Origin of the sequence: Nocardioides pocheonensis (assembly GCF_003725535.1) — a bacterium.
GTDB lineage: Bacteria > Actinomycetota > Actinomycetes > Propionibacteriales > Nocardioidaceae > Marmoricola > Marmoricola pocheonensis.
This window is the reverse complement of sequence record NZ_RJSF01000040.1, coordinates 824552-840917: the sequence shown is the minus strand read 5'-3', so window position 1 is coordinate 840917 and position 16366 is coordinate 824552. Positions and strand designations below refer to the sequence as shown.

The window sequence follows — 16366 nt, the reverse complement described above, 5'->3', positions numbered from 1 at the left end:
GGGAGTCGACAACCGGGCCGAGGCAGCCCGAGCCGGCGCGGCCAGGACAGGAACGTGAGCGGCATCCAGCCGCCGGCCACCGAACCGGAGCTCCTCGAGCGAGGACCGTTCCTGGACGCGCTGACCGACTACGCCACCGACGCAGCCCAGGGCCACGGCCGGTTGGTCCTCGTCGCCGGCGAGGCCGGAATCGGGAAGACCGCCCTCGTGGACGCCTTCCGTGCCTCGCGGCCGGACATCGCCTGGCTCTGGGGTGCCTCCGACGGCGGCTTCACCCCGCGGCCGCTCGGCCCGTTGCACGAGATCGCCGCGCGGTCGGGAGGCCGGCTCCGCGAGCTCTTCGCCGCGGGGGCGAACCGCAACGAGCTGTTCGGAGAATTCCTGTCGCTCCTCGCGTCCCGGGCCTCCGTGACCGGAGTGGTCGTCGAGGACGTGCACTGGGCGGACGAGGCCACGCTGGACTGGCTGATGTTCCTGTCCCGCCGGCTCGGCGGGGTGCCCGCCCTCGTCCTGGTGACCCTGCGCAACGACGAGCCGGCACCGGACAGCATCCTGCCGACGCTGCTCGGCCAGCTCGCCGGCCACGGTTCGACGCGCCGGATCTCGCTGCCACCCCTCACCGCGGAAGCGGTACGCCGGCTCGCGGGTCAGGGCGCCCGGGAGACCGAGCGGGTGCACGCCATGACCGGCGGCAACCCGTTCTTCGTCACCGAGGTGCTGCGCTTCGCCCCGGCCGACGTGCCACCGTCGGTGGCCGACCTGGTCCGGATGCGCGTCCAGCAGCACGGCGCCGACGCCCGGCGGATCCTGGCCGCCGCTGCCGTCCTCGGCCGGCCGGCCCCGGCGCCGGTGATCGCGTCGGTCGCGGGCGTGCCGGCGTCGGCGCTCGACGAGTGCCACCGCAGCGGCGTGCTCGTCGCCGACGGCCTCGCCTTCCGGTTCCGCCACGAGCTCACGCGCCTGGCGGTCGAGGAGTCCGTGCCGGCGTACGAGGCGACCGAGCTGCACCGGGCGGCGCTCGCCGTGCTCGAGCGCGAGGGCGGCGACCACGGCTCGCTCGCCCACCACGCCGAGCGCGGCGGGGACGGCGCCGCGCTGCTGCGTCATGCCCTGGCGGCGGCGGCCGAGGCGGCCGCGGTCGGATCCAACCGCGAGGCGGTCGGGCACTACCGGAGCGCCCTTCCCCTGCTGGGCGGCCTGACTCCCGAGGAGCGGGCCGCGGCGCACGACGGGCTCGCCGAGGCGCTCTCGCTGCGCGACCACTGGGCCGAGGCCGCCGAGCACTGGGCCGAGTCGGTGGCGATCCGCCGGGAGCTCGGAGACGTCGAGGCCCTCAGCCGCGCGCTGCGCCGCTACGGCAACTGCATGTGGCGCCTCTGCCGCGGCGAGGAGCACGGCCGCGCCATGGCCGAGTCCTACGCGCTCATGGTCGACCGACCGGCCTCGGCGGAGAAGGCGCTGGCGCTCTACCACTTCGCGAGCACGAGGACCCTCGAGGAGGCCGTCCCCTTGTTCGCCGAGGCCCGACGGATCGGCGAGACCAGCGGCGACGAGACCGTCCTTCCGCGCGTGCTCATGGGCGACGCGTTCCGGGACCTGCAGCACGGCGTCCTGGACTACGCGTTGCTCCGCCGATCGCTCGAGCTGGGCCTCCGCGTCGGTGACGACACCCTCTGCGCGGAGAACTACGTCAACACCTACGTGAACGCGGTCGGGAGCTTCCGGTCCGCGGAGTTCGAGTGGGCGTGGACCGAGGGCATGGAGTTCTGCCGCGACCACGACATGAGGACGCACTCCGTGTGCCTCCGGGGCAGCCGGGTCGACGCCCTCATGCGCGAGGGCCGTCTCGCCGCTGCCGCCGACCTCGCCCGCAGCACCCTGGCCGAGCCGATCTCCGAGGTCAACGAGCTGCACCTGGCGATCCCGGCCGCCCGGGTGCTCCTGCGCCTGGGCGAGCCCGAGGGCCGGGCGCTCCTGGACCGCATCTGGACGCTGGCCGACGGCCTGGGCAACGCCGAGTGGTCGGTGCACGCAGCAGTCACGGCGGCCGAGGCGGCCTGGCTGGCACAGGACCTCTCCCTGGTCGACCGGCACGTCCTCGCGGCGTACGACGCGCACGCCGGCACGGACCCATGGCTGCACGGCGAGCTCGCCGCCTGGTTGCGCCGGCTCGAGCGGTTGCCGGCCGATGACCACGCACACGCACCGGCGCCGTACGCCCTGGAGATCCGGGGGGACCACGCAGCCGCCGCCGACGCCTGGCACGAGCTGGGCTGCCCGTTCGAGGAGGCCGTCGCGCTGACCTGGACCGGCGAGCCCGAGTCCATGACGCGCGCCCTCGAGGTGTTCGCCGGTCTCGGCGCGGCGCCCGCCGTTCGCAACCTGCGGACGCTGCTCCGTCAGCGGGGCATCCACGTCCCCGCCCAGCGCGGTCCGCGGCCGACGACCGCGGCGCACCCGGCCGGCCTCACGGCCCGCGAGGCGGAGGTGCTCGGAGTCCTCCGCGAGGGCTTGACCAATGCCGAGATCGCCCAGCGCCTCTTCCTCTCCCAGCGCACCGTCGACCACCACGTCTCGTCGATCCTCGCCAAGTTGGGTGTATCAAGCCGTACCGAGGCCGCAGAGCTGGCTGCGCGTCTCTGAAACCTGGGTGTCCCCACGCCAACATGGGCAGCCCTTCACGGATCTGGGGAAAACCCCTTCGCTCCTAGCGTCGAAGCACCACCTCGACCAAGGAGCACACCATGGAATTCACCTCAGACACCACGTCGACCAGCACCTCCACCAGCACCTCGACCGGCGCCCCGAGCACGACCCGGGCGATCGGCCGGTGGGCCCTTCCCGCGGCGCTCTTCCTCGCCCTGACCACCGTGGGCTCCGCCCACGGGACGCAGGCACCGGCGGACCACGCTGCCGAGTTCGACCCCGGCTCGGTCTGCTCGAGCGTCGCCGGCCCGAGGATCACCGACGACACCCGGGTGTCGCAGCTGGTGATCAGCGCGCACGCCGCGAGCATCCACGCCTCGCGGTGAACGTTCCGGGGTGGTAGCGGTTCCCGGCTCGGCGGGAACCGCTCCCGGCCCCAACCTGGGCAGGCGGCCGGCCCAATCTGGGCATCCGTCACCGATCCCGCCGTCCCCGGCGGTCCCTAGCGTCGAAGCACCACCTCAACCAAAGGAGCAACACATGCCTCTCTTCATGGACATCCACCACATGGACGGCGGCGTCGGCATCGACGACGTGGCCAAGGCCCACCAGGCCGACCTCGCGACCCAGGGCGACCACGACGTCCAGTACCTCCGCTACTGGGTCGACGAGAAGGCCGGCAAGATCTTCTGCCTCGTCGACGCACCCGACGCGGAGACCGCGAACACCGTGCACCGGGATGCCCACGGTCTGGTCGCCGACGAGATCTACCAGGTCCAGGAAGGCGTCTGACGATGCGTCGCGCAGGTGTCCGCGTGACGGTCTCCGCGGCAGCAGCGGCCGGAGTCCTCGCGGCGGGGTACGCCGGGAGCGCCCAGGCGCACACCGACGGGCTCGACGACGTGCGGGCGTCGACCGCCGCCTTCCACGCGACCTCGCAGGCCGAGGCCGCGGGGTACGGCGACCCGGGCCTGCCGTGCTTCGACAGCCCCAGCACCAACCAGGGCATGGGCTTCCACCTGGTCAACGGCGACCTGCTCAACGACGGCGGGCAGCTGAGCCGGACCCATCCCGAGGCGCTGGTCTACGAGATGCACGACGGGACCCTGAAGCTGGTCGCGGTCGAGTACATCGTCAAGATGTCCGACGCGGCGACCGCTCCGCACTTCCTCGGACAACAGATGGTCCCGAACCCGTCGCTCGGGCTGTGGACGCTGCACGCCTGGATCTGGCGGAAGAACCCGCAGAGCCTGTTCGCGTCGTACAACGCGAACGTCCCGCTCTGCCCCCGCTGAACCGGGGGACGTCGGCCGTGGTGCCCCCGAGGGCACCACGGCCGACCTGCGTCCGGAGGACGGTCAGCCGATCGAGCGGCCCTGACCCTCCCAGTACCGGGCGCGGAGCGCCTTCTTGTCCGGCTTGCCCAGCGCGGTCAGCGGCAATGCGTCGGTGGCGATCACCTGCTTGGGCGCCTGCACGGAGCCCTTGCGCTCCTTGACCATGTCCTGGATCTCGGCGACCACCTCGTCGGTGAGATCGTGGCCCTCGCGCAGCACCACGATCGCGGTGACCGCCTCGCCGAACTTCTCGTGCGGCGTGCCGATCACACCCACCTGCGCGACCGCCGGGTGCTCCGCGACGACGTCCTCGACCTCGCGCGGGAACACGTTGAATCCGCCGGTGACGATCATGTCCTTGGTGCGGTCGACGATGTACCAGAAGCCGTCCTCGTCCTCGCGGGCCACGTCACCGGTGTGCATCCAGCCGTCGCGGAAGGTCTCCGCGGTCTGCTCGGGCAGCTGCCAGTAACCGCCGGAGAGCAGCGGGCCCGCGACGCAGATCTCCCCCGGCTCACCCTGAGGCACCGGGTTGCCGTCCTCGCCGAGGAGCGCCGTGCGCACCAGGGCGGCGGGGCGACCGCACGAGGTCAGCCGTGACTCGATCGGCCTGCCCTCGGCGTCGACGTGGTCGCCCTTCGGGAAGTACGAGATCACCATCGGCGCCTCGGACTGTCCGTAGTACTGGGCGAAGATCGGGCCGAACCGCTCGATCGCCTCCTTGAGCCGGACCGGGTTGATCGCCGAAGCGCCGTAGTACACGGTCTCGAGCGAGGACAGGTCGCGGGTGCGCGAGTCAGGGTGGTCCAGCAGCGCGTAGAGCATCGTCGGCACCAGCATCAGGGAGTTGATCTTCTTCTCCTCGATGGTGGCCAGGACCTCGGCAGGGTCGAACCGCGCGGAGACGAACAGCGTGCCGCCCTTGATCACGACCGGGACGAAGAAGGCGGCGCCCGCGTGCGAGAGCGGCGTGCACATGAGGAAGCGCGGCGACTCCGGCCACTCCCACTCGGCCAGCTGGACGCTGGTCATCGTGTTCATCGTCTGGGTCAGGCCGACGACGCCCTTCGGCTTGCCGGTCGTGCCGCCGGTGTAGGTGATCGACACGATGTGGTCGGGCGGGAGCAGCTTCGCCTCCAGCCGCTGCGGCTCGAACCCCGCGGCGACCTCGGTCAGGTCGGCGGTGGTGCGGCCGCCGTCGGCGGCGGCCTTCGCGACCTCCTCGGGCACCGGCCCGATGGTGAGCACCTGGGTCAGGCCGGGGCACTTCCGGAGCAGCTCGATCGCGCGCTCGGCGAAGTACGGGTCGACGATCAACGTCGTGATGTCGGCGTCGTTGATGACGTACGCGTGGTCGTCGGCGGACCCGAGCGGGTGCAGCGACGTACGCCGGTAGCCCTGCGTCTGACCCGCGCCGAGGATGAAGAGGACCTCCGGCCGGTTGAGCGCGAGCAGCGCGCCGCCGGTGCCGCTGCCGGCGCCGAGCGACTCGAAGGCCTGGACGTAGGTGCTGATCCGCTCGGCGACCTGCTGCCCCGTGAGCGTCACGTCCCCCAGGTGGATGATCGGCCGGTCCCGGTGCCGCTTCAGGGCGGCGACCATCAGGTGGCCGTTGTGCGTACCCGTGCGCAGGTTGTCCTCAGAGCCAGTCATGCCGGCCAGACTAGAACGTGTTCTAGGTCTGGGGCAACGGGAACGGGCGGGACGACCGCCACGACACCTGTCGGGAGACAGCCCTAGCCTGCTCGGCATGGTGTTCTTCCAGCTGACCATCGACGCCAACGACCCGGCCCGGCTGGCCCGGTTCTGGGGCCGGGCCCTCGGCTACGTGCACGTGCCGCCCACCGAGCCGGACACCACGTGGTGGGCGCACTACCGCGGCCGCGCGGACGACGACGGCACGTTCTACGACCGCCTCTTCGACCCCGAGGGGCTGCGCCCGCCGCTGTGGTTCCAGGAGGTGCCCGAGACCAAGGCCGGCAAGAACCGGCTCCACCTCGACCTCTACGCAACCGCCCGCGACGACGCGCTGCCGTACGCCGAGCGGGTCCGCCTCGTGGAGGCCAAGGTCGACGAGCTCGTCGCACTCGGCGCGCGCGTGCAGCGCCGGGCCAGCCAGGACGACCCCGAGGACGCCTTCCACTTCGTGGTCATGCAGGACCCCGAGGGCAACGAGTTCTGCGTGGCGTGAGGCCGGTTCGGCCCCGACGGGCTGTCGGTGCGCCGATCTAGTCTCGTCGTGAAGCGACCCCACCGACGAGGAGGCTCCTCATGACCACCCTGTCCGACCGACCGAACCGCGCGCTCCTGGTGGTCGACGTGCAGAACGGCGTCGTCGACGGCTCGTTCAACCGCGACGAGGTCGTGGCCAACATCGACCAGCTCGTCACGCGTGCCCGCGAGGCCGGCGCCCCGGTCGTGTGGGTGCAGCACTCGTCCGACGAGCTCGTCCCCGACACCGACGCCTGGCGACTCGTGCCCGAGCTGGATCCCGCCGACGCGGAGCCGGTCGTGCACAAGCGCCACGGGGACGCGTTCGAGGCGACCGACCTCGAGGACGTCCTGCGCGACCGGGCCGTCGGCCAGCTCGTGGTCACCGGCGCGCAGACCGACGCGTGCATCCGGGCGACCCTGCACGGCGCCTTCGTGCGCGGCTACGACACCACGCTGGTCAGCGACGCGCACACCACCGAGGACCTCACCCAGTGGGGCGCTCCGGCCCCGGAGCAGGTGGTCTCCCACGCCAACCTCTACTGGACGTTCCAGACCGGGCCGGGCCGGGAGGCAGCCGTCGTGCCCACCGAGGCGGTCACGTTCGGCTGAGGTCGTCGCGACCCGTCAGGCGAGCACCTCGGCGATCCGCCGGATGTCGTCGGGCGAGCCGAGGCTGAGCAGCAGGGTGGTCACGCCGGTGGCCTCCCACTCCGCGGCCCGCTCCCTGACGTAGCCGGCGTCGCCGATGATGTGCATGTCGTCGACGAGCTCGTCCGGGATCAGCGACGTGGCCTTGTCCTTCTCCCCCGACAGGTACAGCCGCTGGACCTCGTCGGCGAGGTCGCCGTAGCCCATCCGCTCGAACACCTGCTTGTGGAAATTCTGCTCCTTGGCACCCATGCCGCCCATGTAGAGCGACACGTAGGGCTTCATCGCGTCGATGACCGCCTGCTTCGCCGGCCCGTTGTCCTCGGTGATCTGCAGGTGGCAGGTGGCCGCGATCTCGAAGTCCGCCCGGGTCCGCTGGGCGCCGGGTCGGGCGAAGCCCTCGTCCAGCCACGGCTGGTACATGCCCGCTGACCGCGGCGTGTAGAAGATCGGGATCCACCCGTCGGCGATCTCGGCGGTCTGGGCGACGTTCTTCGGCCCCTCGGCCCCCAGCCAGATCGGGATGTCGGCCCGCAGCGGGTGCACGATCGGCTTCAGCGGCTTGCCGAGCCCCACCGAGCCGGGACCCGCGTAGGGCAGCGGGTAGTGCGGGCCGTCGTTGGTGACGGGCGCTTCGCGGGCGAGCACCTTGCGGATGATCTCCACGACCTCGCGGGTGCGCGCCAGCGGCTTGGCGAAGGGCTGGCCGTACCAGCCCTCGACTACCTGGGGCCCGGAGACGCCCATGCCGAGCACGACCCTGCCCCCGGAGAGGTGGTCGAGCGTGAGCGCGTGCATCGCGATGCTGGTCGGCGTACGACCCGACATCTGCACGATCGAGGTGCCCAGGCGCACGCGCGAGGTCTCGCGCCCCCACCACGCCAGCGGGGTGAAGGCGTCGGAGCCCCAGGCCTCCGCGGTGAAGATCGCGTCGAAACCTGCGTCCTCGGCGGCGGCGACCAGCTCGCCCACGCCCTGCGGGGGCTGCGCCCCCCAGTAGCCCAGTTGCAGTCCCAGCTTCACGGCACTCCTCCATCGGTCGTCGAGCAGCGCGACCCTACCGGTTCCTTGCCTCCAGAACTAGAACGTGTTTCACTTCGGTGCCATGGCCCCCAGTGAATCGCGCGTGCTCAGTGCACCGATGAAGGTCGAGTTCGACTACACCCGCTCGCTCGGCCCCGTGCTCTCCCGGTTCATGTCCGCGCTCGCCCAGCAGCAGGTGCTCGGCGGCGTGCTCGCCGACGGCCGCGTCGTCGTGCCGCCGCCGGAGTTCGACCCGGTGACGCACGCCGCGGTGACCGAACTGGTTCCCGTGTCGTCCGCCGGAGTGGTGCAGACCTGGACGTGGGTGACGGAGCCGGTGAAGGACCAGCCGCTCGACCGGCCGTTCGCGTTCGCGCACGTGCTGCTCGACGGTTCCGACGCGCCGATCCTGCACGCCGTCTCGGTCGACTCCCCCGCGGCGATGAGCACCGGCATGCGCGTCAAGGTGCGCTGGGCGGACGAGCCGACGGGCACGATCCGCGACATCGCCTGGTTCGAGCCGGTCGGCGACGAGGAACCCGCGCCGTCCGCGTCGGTGGAGACCACGGGCGAGCCCGAGATCACGGGGATCATCAGCCCGGTCAACCTGGAGTACATGTACGCCGCGTCACCCGAGGAGTCGAAGTTCTTCCGCGGTCTCGCCGAGGGCCGGATCCTTGGCCAGCGCTGCCCGAAGTGCCAGAAGGTCTACGTGCCGCCGCGCGGCGCCTGCCCGGTCGACGGCGTCCCGACCGCCGAGGAGATCGAGCTGCCCGACCGCGGGACGGTCACGACGTTCTGCATCGTCAACGTGCCGTTCCAGGGCCAGAAGATCCCGATCCCCTACGTCTCGGCGTACGTGCTGCTCGACGGCGCGGACATCGCGTTCCTGCACCTGATCCTCGAGTGCGACGCCGCCGACGTGCGCATGGGCATGCGGGTCGAGGCGGTCTGGAAGCCCCGCGAGGAGTGGACCACCGACCTCAACAACATCAAGTACTTCCGCCCGACCGGTGAGCCGGACGCGGAGTACGAGACCTACAAGCAGCACCTCTGAGCCCTTCGACAGGCTCAGGAACCGGAGAAGAGATATGAGAGACGTTGCAGTCGTTGCCTTCAGCCAGCGGCAGATGAAGGAGATGGACGGATCCCCCACCTGCGTGGAGCTGCTCGTGCCGATCTTCGGCGAGCTCTACGAGCAGACCGGCTGGACCAAGAAGGACATCGACTTCTGGTGCTCCGGGTCCAGCGACTACCTGGCCGGGCGGTCGTTCTCGTTCGTCTCCGCCGTGGACGCGATCGGCGCGCTGCCGCCGGTGATGGAGTCGCACGTCGAGATGGACGCCGCCTGGGCGCTCTACGAGGCCTGGGTCAAGATCCAGACCGGCGAGATCGACACGGCCGCCGTCTACGGGTTCGGGAAGGCCTCCGCCGGCGTGCTGCGCCGGACCCTGTCCCTCCAGCTCGACCCCTACACGGTCCAGCCGCTGTGGCCCGACACCGTCTCCCTCAACGGCTTGCAGGCCCGCGAGGGCCTGGAGAAGGGCCTGTGGGACGAGAAGGCGACCGCGGAGGTGGTGGCGCGGTCGATGACCGACGCGGCGGCGAACGAGTGGGCGATCCGCAAGGGCGCGACCTCCGTCGACGACGTGCTGGCCCAGCCGATGTACGCCGACCCGCTGCGCCGCTGGGACATCGCGCCGGTCTCCGACGGGGCCGCGGCCATCGTGATCGCCGCCGGCGACAAGGCCTACGAGGCCCGGGAGACGCCCGCCTGGATCACCGGGTTCGAGCACCGGATCGAGCCGATCGCGCTGAACGCCCGCGACCTGACCACCTCGACGAGCACCGCCCTCGCCGGCCGCGCCGCCGGCACCGCCGGGGTCGACCTCGCCGAGCTGCACGCACCGTTCAGCCACCAGGAGATCATCCTGCGCGAGGCGCTCGGCCTGGCCAGCGACGTGACCGTGAACCCGTCGGGCGGCGCGCTGACCGCGAACCCGATGTTCACCGCGGGCCTCAACCGGATCGGCGAGGCGTCCCGCAGGATCTGGGCCGGAGAGTCCGAGAAGGCCCTGGCCCACAGCACGTCCGGCCCGGTGCTGCAGCAGAACCTGGTCTGCACGCTGGCTTCGAAGAAGGGGAGCAACTGAGATGGCGAAGGTTCCCGCAGCGGTCATCGGCGTCGGCCAGACCAAGTACCAGGCCGCCCGCAAGGACGTCTCGATCGCCGGCCTCCTCCGCGAGGCGGTCGACCGGGCCCTGGCCGACGCCCAGCTGACCTTCGCCGACATCGACGCGGTCGTCGTCGGCAAGGCGCCCGACCTGTTCGAGGGCGTGATGATGCCCGAGCTCTACCTCGCCGACGCGCTCGGCGCCGCCGGCAAGCCGCTGCTGCGCGTGCACACCGCGGGTTCGGTCGGCGGCTCGACCGCCATCGTGGCGGCGTCCCTGGTGCAGGCGGGCGTGCACGAGCGCGTCCTGACGGTCGCGTTCGAGAAGCAGTCGGAGTCCAACGCGATGTGGGCGCTGTCGGTGCCGGTGCCGTTCATCATGCCGGTGCACGCCGGTGCGGGCGGCTACTTCGCGCCGCACGTGCGCTCCTACATCCGGCGCTCCGGCGCACCGACGAACATCGGCGCGATCGTCGCGGCCAAGGACCGCCAGAACGCGCTCAAGAACCCCTACGCCCACCTGCGCAACGAGAACACCACGGTCGAGTCCGTGCTCGCCTCGACGATGCTCTGGGATCCGATCCGGTACGACGAGACCTGCCCGTCCTCCGACGGCGCCTGCGCGATGGTGATCGCCTCGGAGAGTGCGGTCGGGACCTCCGGCGTCACGAACCCGGCGTGGATCCACGGCACCCAGATGCGTTCCGAGCCGACGACCGCCGCCGAGCGCGACCAGGTGAACCCGCAGGCCGGTCGCGAGGCGGCTGCCGCGCTCTGGAAGCAGGCCGGGATCACCAGCCCGATCGACGAGATCGACTGCGCCGAGATCTACGTGCCGTTCTCGTGGTTCGAGCCGATGTGGCTGGAGAACCTCGGCTTCGCGGCCGAGGGCGAGGGCTGGAAGCTCACCGAGGCCGGCGAGACCGCGCTGGGTGGACGCATCCCGGTGAACATGAGCGGGGGCGTGCTGTCCTCGAACCCGATCGGCGCCAGCGGGATGATCCGCTTCGCCGAGGCGTCCCTGCAGGTCATGGGCGAGGCGGGCGAGCACCAGGTCGACGGTGCCCGCAAGGCACTCGGCCACGCCTACGGAGGTGGCTCGCAGTTCTTCGCGATGTGGGTGGTCGGGGCCGACAAGCCCTCGAACTAGCACTGCGGACGCCCCCTGGCGCGTGTAGCGTCCGCCGTGGGTCAGGACGGTCGTCGTGCCAAGGGGGGCGCTCATGGAGCTGGAGATCGGGCACAGCACCGAGGGTGAGTACGACATCCTCGCGCCGCAGGGAGAGATCGACCTGGCGTCGTACACGACCCTGCGCAACCGGATCGGCGACCTGATCTCGCAAGGCCGGGCGAACCTCGTGGTCGACCTCTCGGGCACGGAGTTCCTCGACTCGACCGCCCTCGGCGCTCTCATCGGCGGCCGCCGCAAGGCGTACGCCGCCGGCGGCTCGTTCGCGATCATCTGCGACAGCCCCGTGCTGCTCAGGCTCTTCACGATCACCAAGCTCGACCTGGTCTTCACGGTGCATCCGTCGCACGACCAGTGGCGCGCGTCGGTCGGGCTCTGACCTAGCATCGCGACCATGGGAACGGACGAGCGGTCCTCGCTGCGCCTGGAGCTGGCCGAGTTCCTGAGCTCCCACCTCGCCGGTGACGGGTCCCACGACCTCTTCGAGCTCGCCTCCGCCGATCCGCAGATGTTCTTCGCCGAGCTGCTCTCCCGGCACCGGTCCGGCGAGCTGGTGCTGCCGGCGCACCTGCTCAAGGCGATCACCCGCGACTTCGAGCGCCGCGACCCGGAGCCCGGCTGAAGCCCGACCGAGGTCCGACCGAGACCTCCGGCCGGTTCGAGCACCGGCCGCCCGCGGCGGCGTGGCCTACGATCGGCGGATGCACCCGGTGGAGGCGTTCAACGTCACGGACCGCGGCCGGCCCGACGGACAGGTGATGGTGTTCGCCCACGGTTTCGGCTGCGACCAGAACATGTGGCGCCACGTCGCGCCCCAGTTCGAGGACCGCTACCGGGTCGTCCTGTTCGACTTCGTGGGTGCGGGCGGGGCGCGCGCTCCCTACGACCCCGACCGGTACGCCTCGCTGGACGGCTATGCCGACGACGTGGTCCGCATCTGCCGCGCGCTGGGCCTGCGCGACGTGGTCTTCGTCGGGCACTCGGTCTCCGCGATGATCGGTGCGCTCGCCGAGGTCGCCGCGCCCGACCTCTTCGACGCCCTCGTCATGATCGGGCCCTCGCCCCGGTACCTCGACGACGCCGGGTACCACGGTGGCTTCGAGCCCGCCGACATCGACAACCTGCTCGACTCCCTCGCGGGCAACTACCTCGGCTGGTCCGCGTCGATGGCCCCGGCCATCATGGGGAACCCCGATCGTCCCGAGCTCGGCGAGGAGCTGCGGGCGAGCTTCTGCACGGTCGACCCCGCGATCGCCGAGGGCTTCGCGCGAGCGACGTTCCTCGCCGACAACCGGGCCGACCTGCCCGCCGTGTCGGCCCGCTGCCTCGTGCTGCAGAGCCGCGAGGACATCATCGCGTCGCCCGAGGTCGGCCGCTACGTCGCCGACCACCTCGCCGACGCCAGCCTGGTCGTGCTCGACGCCACCGGGCACTGCCCCCACCTCAGCGCGCCCGGCGAGGTCGTCGACGCCATGAACGACTTCCTCAAGGTGAGGGCCTGACATCACCGGCCACGACCAGGCCAGGGCGGCGTTCGAGAAGGCGCTGCTCGTCGACGACCCCGAGGCTCTCTACGAGCGTGCACCCTGCGGCTACCTGAGCATCGACGCCGCCGGGCTCGTCGTGAAGGCCAACGCCACGTTCCTGACCTGGACCGGTCACGAGTCCCGGGACGTCGTCGGGCAGGTTCGGTTCATCGACCTGCTCGCGGCCGGGTCGAAGCTCTTCCACGAGACGCACTTCCGGCCGCTGCTCCTCCTCGACGGCCAGGTCAGCGAGGTCGCGCTGGAGCTGCTGCGCCACGACGGCAGCCGCCTTCCGGTCCTCGTCAACGCGGTCCTGGACCGGGCTGAGGACGGGGCGCCCGGCATCACCCGGGTCGCCGTCTTCGACGCCACCGAACGGCGCAGGTACGAGCGTGAGCTGCTCGCCGCCAAGAAGCGCGCCGAGGACGCCGAGAAGCGCATGACCCTGCTGGCACGGACCCTGCAGGAGACGTTGATGCCGCCGCGGAACCCGTGGATCGACGGTCTCGACATCGCGACGGCGTACCGGCCAGCGGGCACGGGCGACGAGATCGGCGGGGACTTCTATGACGTGTTCGCCGTCTCCGCCAGCGACTGGGTCGTCACGATCGGCGACGTGGCCGGCAAGGGCGTCGAGGCCGCAGCCGTCGCCACGCTGGTGCGGCACACGATCCGCGCCCTGGCGATCTCCGAGACCAGCCCCGCCACCATCCTGAGCCAGCTCAACCAGGTCGTCCTGGACCACCCGAGCGAGCGCTTCTGCACCGCCGCGGTCCTCCGGTTGCGCCGGATCGGGGACTGGTGGGACGTCGCGATGGCGGCCGGCGGCCACCCGCCGGCGATCGTGCTCGACACCGACAAGGTCCCCCGCGTCGTCGGGGAGCCGGGCCACCTCGTCGGTGCGTTCCCGTCCGTCGCCTACGAGGACATCCGGTTCGAGCTGCGACCGGGGACGACCGTCCTCCTGTACACCGACGGCGTCACCGACGGCCGTCGGGGCTCGGAGCTCTACGGCGAGGAACGCCTCATGCGGCTGCTCCACGAGAGCGTCGACACCGCCGAGCCGCTCATCGGCCGCGTGCTCGACGACGTCCTCGCCTTCCAGGGGCAGGAGCCCCGCGACGACATCGCGCTGGTGGCGCTCCAGGTCCCGCCCCTACCGGACTGAGCGGCCTCTCTGCCCACACCGGTCCGGGTCCTGGCGTCGGCCCGTCTAGGCTCGGCGCGTGATCGAGCTCTTCAACGCCGCCGAGATCGGGAGGCTGCGCACGGCCGGGCAGTTCGTGGCCCAGGTGCTCGAGGCCCTCCGCGACGCCGCCGACGTCGGGGTCAACCTGCTCGAGATGGACGCGCTCGCGGCCCGGATGATCGCCGAGCGCGGTGCGGAGTCGTGCTACGTCGACTACCACCCGTCGTTCGGCGCGATGCCGTTCGGCAAGGTGCTCTGCACGTCGGTCAACGACGCCGTGCTCCACGGGCTCCCGCACGACTACCGCCTGCAGGACGGCGACCTGCTCAGCCTCGACTTCGCCTGCTCCGTCGAAGGCTGGGTGGCGGACTCGGCGACCAGCCTCGTCGTGGGCACCCCGCGACCGGAGGACCTCGAGCTGATCGCGACCACCGAGCGCGCGCTCGCGGCCGCGATCGAGCAGGCGCAGCCGGGCCATCGGCTCGGCGACATCAGCCACGCCATCGGCAGCGTCGCGCGCGAGGCCGGCCTCGGGATCAACCTGCAGTTCGGCGGGCACGGCGTCGGCCGGACGATGCACGGCGACCCGCACGTGCCCAACGACGGCCGCGCGGGTCGCGGCCTGCCGCTGCAGCCGGGCCTCGTCATCGCGATCGAGCCGTGGTTCCTGCTCGGCACCGACGAGATCTACACCGACCCCGACGGATGGACCCTGCGCAGCGCGGACGGCTCGCGCGGTGCGCACAGCGAGCACACCGTCGCGATCACCGAGGACGGCCCGGAGGTGCTCACGGCGCGGACCTGACCATCCTCTTGACCGGTGTGATTACATGATTACATCGTTACAGGAGGTGGCGCGATGAGCGCGACGGAGCAGGAGCAGATCGCCGGCTGGATCCACGGCCGGCTGCCGGACGACTGGTTCACCGAGCCGGCGGACGTGAGCGTCGACCGCGACGAGATCGTCGTGATCGGGCGGATCGCCGTACCGGACGGGGCCGAGGGATCCACCGACGAGGCTCGCGAGGCCGCAGTCGGCCGGATCACCCGGTTCCGCGAGGAGACCCGGGACCAACGGATCCGGATCGCGCGCGAGGCCGAGCGGCGGTTCGAGCGCAAGGTGTCGTGGGGTGCTGCGTGCGGCGAGACCCGGGCGCTGTTCACCAACGTGGCGGCGCCGGTGATGACCCGGCTGCGCCAGCGCGAGCGGCGCGTGCTCGACACGCTCGTGGAGGCCGGGGTGGCCCGGAGCCGGGCCGACGCGCTGGGTTGGTGCGTCCGGCTGGTCGGCGAGCACGCGGACGAGTGGCTCGCCCAGCTGCGCGAGGCGATGACCAGCGTGCAGCGTCTGCGCGAGGAGGGCCCGGGCCTCTGAGCCGAGCGGGCACTCCCGCTGCCCAGAAGCACGCCGAGCGGGCGCTCGCACTGGAAGCAGCACTGCCCGCTCGGCGCCATTCCAGCCAGATCGAGTGCCCTCTCGGCGAAGGTCGGACCGCTCCTACAGTGGGACGCATGACCAGCACGACGACCCCCCGCACCCGGCCGGGCCGGCAGCGCCGGGGGCCCGGCTGGGTCCCGAACCAGCACGGCGCCTGGGCGATGCTCGCCTCTCCCCTGCTCGTGGGCGCGCTCGCGGGAGGCGTCGCCTGGGTCCAGCTGCCCCTCGCCGCGTTCTGGTTCGCGGGCTACTTCGCGTTCTTCGCGACCTCGCTCTGGCTGAAGTCCCGGCGACGGGCGAAGTGGTTCCCGCCCGTCCGCGCCTACACCGTGCTCAGCGTCGCGCTCGGCGTCGTCGTGGTGTTCATGCAGCCGGGACTCACTCGCTGGGCGCCGTTGTTCGTGGTCCCGTTGGCGATCGGCCTGTACGCCGCCGCCCACCGTCAGGACCGGGCGCTGGTGTCCGGGCTCGCGACCACTGCCGGATCGGCGCTGATGACCGTGGTCGCGTACGACGCGGGCCCGGGCACCGACCTCACGCGGGCCTGGGAGCTCGCCCTGGTGCAGTTCCTCTACTTCGCCGGCACCGTGTTCTACGTCAAGACCGTGATCCGCGAGCGCGACAACGTCGCGTTCCGCTGGCTCAGCGGGATCTTCCACGCGTTCGCCCTGATCGTGCTCGCGGTGGTGTTCGGGCTGGTCGAGAACTCCGGCACCGCCTGGGCGTTGCTTCTCGTCTTCGCCGCCCTGCTCGCGCGCGCGATCCTGGTGCCGCCGCACCGGCCGACGCCGAAGCAGGTCGGAATTGCCGAGGTCGCCGCGACCGTGGCGGTCGCGGCGACCTCGCTGCTGGCGTGAGGCGGTCACGGTCGGTCGCTTCGCTCCCCCGTGGCTGCGCCTACGCGTGATCGGCGCTGCGCGCCTCAACGCTCGCTCGCTCGGCACGAGATCGAGCAAGCTCGACTCGGCCTCGCTCACTTACG

General features: G+C 71.6%; 18 protein-coding genes. 16 read left to right on the top strand and 2 right to left on the bottom strand.

Going from position 1 to position 16366, the window contains the following annotated elements; translation table 11 throughout:
* The first annotated feature begins 54 nt into the window (after positions 1–54).
* From EFL26_RS14870 to EFL26_RS14855, 4 genes are all read left to right on the top strand, one after another.
* Positions 55–2643, top strand: a complete 2589-nt coding sequence (locus tag EFL26_RS14870) for an ATP-binding protein (protein WP_123223610.1) — start codon at positions 55–57, stop codon at positions 2641–2643.
* A 101-nt stretch (positions 2644–2744) separates the two neighbouring features.
* Entirely contained in the window at positions 2745–3032 is a 288-nt protein-coding gene (locus EFL26_RS14865) for a hypothetical protein (protein WP_123223609.1), read from the top strand.
* Positions 3033–3186: 154 nt separating this feature from the next.
* On the top strand, positions 3187–3438 hold the full coding sequence (locus tag EFL26_RS14860) for a DUF4242 domain-containing protein (protein WP_123223608.1): 252 nt from the start codon (positions 3187–3189) through the stop codon (positions 3436–3438).
* 2 nt (positions 3439–3440) lie between these two features.
* Positions 3441–3941, top strand: a complete 501-nt coding sequence (locus EFL26_RS14855; RefSeq protein WP_123223607.1) for a hypothetical protein — start codon at positions 3441–3443, stop codon at positions 3939–3941.
* 63 nt (positions 3942–4004) lie between these two features.
* Here EFL26_RS14855 and fadD8 read toward each other — a convergent pair whose 3' ends face one another.
* Positions 4005–5636, bottom strand: coding sequence for a fatty-acid--CoA ligase FadD8 (gene fadD8, locus EFL26_RS14850; RefSeq protein WP_123223606.1), 1632 nt, complete (start codon positions 5634–5636; stop codon positions 4005–4007).
* Positions 5637–5733: 97 nt separating this feature from the next.
* Between fadD8 and EFL26_RS14845 the strand changes: the two genes are divergently transcribed.
* A complete protein-coding gene (locus EFL26_RS14845; RefSeq protein WP_123223605.1) occupies positions 5734–6174 on the top strand; it encodes a VOC family protein in 441 nt (146 codons plus the stop codon).
* An 80-nt stretch (positions 6175–6254) separates the two neighbouring features.
* On the top strand, positions 6255–6806 hold the full coding sequence (locus EFL26_RS14840; protein WP_123223604.1) for a cysteine hydrolase family protein: 552 nt from the start codon (positions 6255–6257) through the stop codon (positions 6804–6806).
* 15 nt (positions 6807–6821) lie between these two features.
* Here the strand turns inward: EFL26_RS14840 and EFL26_RS14835 are convergent, their stop codons facing one another.
* Entirely contained in the window at positions 6822–7868 is a 1047-nt protein-coding gene (locus tag EFL26_RS14835; RefSeq protein WP_123223603.1) for an LLM class F420-dependent oxidoreductase, read from the bottom strand.
* Between the two features lie 82 nt (positions 7869–7950).
* Between EFL26_RS14835 and EFL26_RS14830 the strand changes: the two genes are divergently transcribed.
* The 10 genes from EFL26_RS14830 to EFL26_RS14785 all read left to right on the top strand — a co-directional run bounded on the left by EFL26_RS14830 (position 7951) and on the right by EFL26_RS14785 (position 16241).
* Positions 7951–8925, top strand: a complete 975-nt coding sequence (locus tag EFL26_RS14830; RefSeq protein ID WP_123223602.1) for a Zn-ribbon domain-containing OB-fold protein — start codon at positions 7951–7953, stop codon at positions 8923–8925.
* A gap of 34 nt (positions 8926–8959) precedes the next feature.
* Positions 8960–10021: a thiolase domain-containing protein gene (locus EFL26_RS14825; RefSeq protein WP_123223601.1), complete on the top strand. Its 1062-nt coding sequence runs from the start codon at positions 8960–8962 to the stop codon at positions 10019–10021.
* Position 10022: 1 nt separating this feature from the next.
* Entirely contained in the window at positions 10023–11192 is a 1170-nt protein-coding gene (locus EFL26_RS14820) for a thiolase domain-containing protein (RefSeq protein ID WP_123223600.1), read from the top strand.
* Between the two features lie 73 nt (positions 11193–11265).
* Positions 11266–11610, top strand: coding sequence for an STAS domain-containing protein (locus EFL26_RS14815; RefSeq protein WP_123223599.1), 345 nt, complete (start codon positions 11266–11268; stop codon positions 11608–11610).
* 15 nt (positions 11611–11625) lie between these two features.
* Positions 11626–11853 carry a hypothetical protein gene (locus tag EFL26_RS14810; RefSeq protein ID WP_123223598.1) on the top strand — a complete coding sequence of 76 codons (228 nt, stop codon included), beginning with the start codon at positions 11626–11628 and terminating at the stop codon, positions 11851–11853.
* A gap of 79 nt (positions 11854–11932) precedes the next feature.
* On the top strand, positions 11933–12733 hold the full coding sequence (locus EFL26_RS14805) for an alpha/beta fold hydrolase (protein WP_221176962.1): 801 nt from the start codon (positions 11933–11935) through the stop codon (positions 12731–12733).
* 1 nt (position 12734) lies between these two features.
* Positions 12735–13925, top strand: a complete 1191-nt coding sequence (locus EFL26_RS14800) for a PP2C family protein-serine/threonine phosphatase (protein WP_342773535.1) — start codon at positions 12735–12737, stop codon at positions 13923–13925.
* A 58-nt stretch (positions 13926–13983) separates the two neighbouring features.
* Complete coding sequence (gene map, locus EFL26_RS14795) at positions 13984–14751, top strand: type I methionyl aminopeptidase (RefSeq protein ID WP_123223596.1); 768 nt, start codon at positions 13984–13986, stop codon at positions 14749–14751.
* Positions 14752–14805: 54 nt separating this feature from the next.
* The gene (locus EFL26_RS14790; protein WP_123223595.1) at positions 14806–15321 is read left to right on the top strand and encodes a hypothetical protein; all 516 of its coding nucleotides are present in this window, start codon (positions 14806–14808) and stop codon (positions 15319–15321) included.
* 137 nt (positions 15322–15458) lie between these two features.
* Positions 15459–16241: a YwiC-like family protein gene (locus tag EFL26_RS14785; protein ID WP_123223594.1), complete on the top strand. Its 783-nt coding sequence runs from the start codon at positions 15459–15461 to the stop codon at positions 16239–16241.
* Positions 16242–16366 lie beyond the last annotated feature (125 nt).